This window comes from bacterium, assembly GCA_026416715.1.
Classification (GTDB): Bacteria; UBP4; UBA4092; order JAOAEQ01; family JAOAEQ01; genus JAOAEQ01.
This window is the reverse complement of sequence record JAOAEQ010000047.1, coordinates 1-4,765: the sequence shown is the minus strand read 5'-3', so window position 1 is coordinate 4,765 and position 4,765 is coordinate 1. Positions and strand designations below refer to the sequence as shown.

Here is a 4,765-nt window from a genome sequence, read left to right as displayed (position 1 = left end):
GTAAATGTCGCTAATTGCGTTTTATCTCCCAACTCGGCAATAAATATCATCAGAAACGAACTCAACAATAATTTCCAGTCCATTCCGCTATAAACCTCCTTTACCCCGAACAGCGCTGAAGCGTTATGATTTGATATATCAGACTGATTGTAAAATTATACCATGAGATACAGAAACAGAGAGGAAAACAAAAAAGCAGATTGCATTTTAGGCAACCTGCTTTTCCAAACAACTGTCTACTTAATTTTTGGTACTTGGTACTTTAGTATAACGTATGGTCCCAGTAGTAGTTCGAATCTTGGTCTTGGTTAACTTCGATGTCATCGAAATAAATATTCACTCTTGGATTGCCACTGGGATTAATACTTACCACCTGTATTGCGTTATAAGAGTGCATCGGCGTATATCCGAACCTAATCTGACGCCATTCACCAGGAGTCCATTGTCCGGCATAAAGAATTGCGTTCCCACTTTCTTTAATTTTATTATATCCGCTATCGAAGCTATAGAGATAGAGATACACTTTCTGAGTTTCACGTTGCGAGGTTGCGCCACTATATACCCAGACTGATGCGGTCGCATTCTTATCCGCAGTGGGGAACCGGAATAACTGGCTTAATTTCGCTTTTTCACCCCCCGCTTGCGTTCCGCAAATTAACCCCTCTCGACCAAACAGGTTATTTATCCACGTCCAGGTTCCGGTGCCAGTTCCATCGCCATAAACCTGAAGTAACCAATTAGAAGTTGAAGTATCAAAACTGGCGTTAGCAATTGCAACGTTAGTTGCACCATAGCATCGTTCAACCTGTGGTGGTGCCCGATAAACCCAGATGTTATCGATATATAAACTGCCGGTTATACTACTATTCGTTGGATTAATCCCAACTACTTGGACAGATACAATTGTACTCTGTGTATAAAACGATACCATTAGATTTTTCCAAACACCAGAACCGCCGAACCCACCTGCTCCCGATGCAATAACCTGATTCGCGCAAGCGATTATAGCGGTATCCTCACTTAATTCATAGAGATAGAGATATACCTTTTGCTGTTTAGTCGTATCAGCAATATCCGTCGCTACTTTCGCTCGGGCGGTATACCATCCTGGCGCAGGAACCGTAACTATCTGACTTAATTTCGCTTTCTGTCCCGGCGTCTGCGTCAATTTCAATACTCCCGATTGACCTGCATACGCAGTTATCCGAGATAAGGTTCCGGTTCCCGTTCCATCACCGTATTTCTCAAAATACCACCGGCTGGTGTCGCTGCTCACCGTGAACTGACCATAACTGTTGAGAACCTCATAAACCCGGATTATTTCTTTATCCCAGTCATTCGAACTCGAATCGGGTGTCGCTGTAACAATGATTTCCGCAGAACCGGATAACGTTTTGGTTGGACTAATTCGTATCGTGTTCCCACTGAAGGTAACGATTAGTTTCCCGGTATCCAAACTATTTTCATACCGAATCGCATAAGGATAGTTACTCGGATACCCGATATTCGTATCTTTAGAAATATAATTCTGTAAGTTGATATCATTGTTATTAATTCTCAAACCATTATCCACGAGTACCTCCGGCAACCGTCTTAACAAATAGCTGGAATATTTTACATTTGACTCTTCTTGACTAATTACTAGTGGTGAAAAGATTACCGTATCCTGTCCAACAAACGAACTCGGAGTCGATACACTAAAACTCACTCGATGTTCCGTATCAATACTAACTCCAAGATGTCCACCTTTCACCGAACACTGCCAATTCGCCGACGAATTACTATAATAGTTATCTAAATCAAGAATATTAGATACTGATTTTCCTTTCAACAACTTTATATCCGGAATATTGGTTATTGGCGGTGGTGGTTCGAGTATAAATGAGTCGAAGAAAACAGTCTGGTTTGTAGTTCCATAATTCAATGTTACCTGGTAGTAATAAGTACCAGTCTCGAAATCCATCTGGTAATGTAGATTAAAGGTAGTATTCGCCTGACTTGAGAGCACGATTTGTTCGGTATTGTTAGAAATTATTTCCCCGAGTGGATTCGCAAGAGAAAAGATAAAATTACCACTTGCTGTAGTATAAGCCAGATTTGATACCGTAATCGGAATCGTTAACATCGTACTCTGAATCGAAGTTCCTGGTAGAGAAACATCTACCCATAACGGATGCCGTACCAAACATTGAACAGAATCACTCGAGAATATCCATGTGGTTGCGCTGGAGAAATTATCTATGCTCAAGGTTGCACCAGGAATTGAAAGCACGGTTCCTGGTTCTGCGTCAGTCGTAATTTCATATTCAATGATTTTAGTTTCATTTGGTTGTAACGAATAGAGCCAAGAAACGGTTCCATTCGCATAGCTGCCTTCGCGCAACTTTGCAACACTCACATTTGATGGCAATTCCTCCGATATGGTTGCGGCGATTGGCCAAGAGAATGGATTCCACGCATGAATCCGAATCCGATAATTAATGCTTTTTTCTGGATATCCAAGTTTTGTGGAAATTGGATTTATAACCGCATAGATTGAGGTAGTAGTATCCAAGGTTATACCGTGCGCCGATTTCATCCCAAGTCGTAATGCACCAGTTTGATTTATCGGTTCAAAATTATGCCATTTTTCATCAACGAGAAAAGTGCCGTGCGTATTTGTAGCAAACAATTGCAATTTAACCGGAATCGGATAATATAACGGGTCTATCTTAATATCAGCACATTTTCTTAACAGATTATGCCATCCATCTATATATTGAATAGTAACATACGCCTGGTTCCCCGGTTGGATTAATACTCCTTCGCTGTGACCAGCATCAGTAGAACCATATAAAACATCTGTGGTAAAGGTTAAGTTATTGCCAACATTAAATGAAGCAACAACTTTATACGTTGCCGGAGTAGCGCCAGTATTCCGAATGACAAAACTCGTAAATGCCCCTTCTAACACATTAATCGAGACATGCTGGTCTGGAATATTAATATTACTGTTGTGATAGAACCAATCTACACCGTATTCAATCGTTCCAGCAGGAATCTGCACCGGAATATGGTCTTTAATATGATACATTCCTGAAAAGGTATTCCCACTAACAAGTTTCAATTGTTCAAATGCTAATGGCATTAATCCTTGTGCAGTCCAAATCATTTGTTCATCTAACGCAATTTCAGCACTATTCTCTTGCCAATCGATATAACCGATTATTGCGGATGAAGCAATAATCCCAGGTCCGTCTAGAAATGCGCCAGCTAAAATTTTAGCGCCAGTTTTTGCTCCTACACTTAATACTTCGTTCAATATGTCAGCTAATGTTCTCGGGTCGGTTTGTTCACCGTAGGTATAGTGGAGCAAACTCCCTTTATTCTTATAATAGTCTGCATAAGCCTGGTTCGCTCCCTTCCGTAAAGTTAAATCTCGAAGATATCCGACTTGTTCGCTTTGCGGAAAACTCGGGAAATTGCGATTAATATAATACCACTCATTATAAATAGAACCGCTTAATTCAACCTCCTTAGAACTTACCAGCGAGGCAAAATATGGTTCGTAGTACGGTTGAGTACCCAGCTCTGCCGCTTTATTCGATAAAATAAGTTTTGCTTCATCCTTGGTTATGGCTTTCGCAGTCTTAAACACCATTTGTTTAGCAAAATATTTAGCGACTTCTGTATAAGTTAAATGCGGTAAATTTGCTGCTAGATTCGTTGCATTATTCTCAAAATAGGTTTGCACTGATTCGCCATAGATACTGGCTAACGACTTTGCACCAGCTTTATTTATCCAAAATGCACCCCCCGGAATATGGATATGGTACCAATCACCTAATCTAACTTGATTTATTCCAGTAAATGCATCTACGAGACTGAAATATAAATCTACGCCGCGTTTGGTTTCATCCGCAGCTTTTTCTTTTCGGAAATAATCTCCTTCTTGTGCAAACGTGATATTCCATTGCTGGATATCTGACAAATTCTGTATCGCAGCGTCCACACAATTTTTGAATGCACTCTTAAGATTACCGGTTACTGATTGAATAGTAATCGAAACCGTTGCTTGACCGGATTTGGTATTCGCTTGCGTTGCCGTAAATCGGATAGTACAACTGCCGGAATTCATTGCGGTAAATGAAGTTTCATAATCACTCTGGGTAATACTATAGAGAAAACCGGATGCAACCATATCTCCGCTATTCGAATGGTCAGAATAAAGGATTTCTGCAGATACCAAAGCGTCAGTAACGATATTACTTCCTGACTTTACTTGAACTTTTAACGGTACATTATCCCATAAGTTATACTTACTTCCTGCGGTTGGCTGAAGCACCGTAACCGATAATGTTCCGGCATAAACTTGTTGATAAATAGAACGGGTAGTTGGAACAAATTTGGTTGTATTGGGTGGATAAACCGTTGCCGTGAATTGATATTGTCCGGCTTGCGGAACCCCGCAAGAGTATCGAAATGTTTCGCTGCTAATGCGCGACATCGCTACCGATTGGACGGTTCTATCCGGCTTCGTTATCACCAAATTAACACTATCGTTGGGATAGGTAGCTGAATTGGGATAAGTTACTGTTGCTACTACGGTAACTGTACTCCAGGTATAAACATTAGTTGAAGGAGTTATCGATAAATCAAGGGTTGGTGCGCCGTCTGGAACACCGATAATCATAAATTGTCCGCAGGCTGTTCCTTGAATAACCGAATTATCCGATTGCGTTTTCTTAGCGGTAATCGTAAACGTATATGTTCCTACGGATAACCT

The 4,765-nt window shown here is 40.7% G+C and carries 2 protein-coding genes; both read right to left on the bottom strand.

The genetic code is table 11. The features are described 5' to 3' along the window. A partial coding sequence (locus tag N3A72_12365) for a TMEM165/GDT1 family protein (protein MCX7920370.1) occupies positions 1-83 on the bottom strand: 83 nt, incomplete at its 3' end. Between the two features lie 179 nt (positions 84-262). Further along, positions 263-4,765: hypothetical protein (locus N3A72_12360; GenBank protein ID MCX7920369.1), on the bottom strand; the 4,503-nt coding region annotated here is incomplete at its 5' end.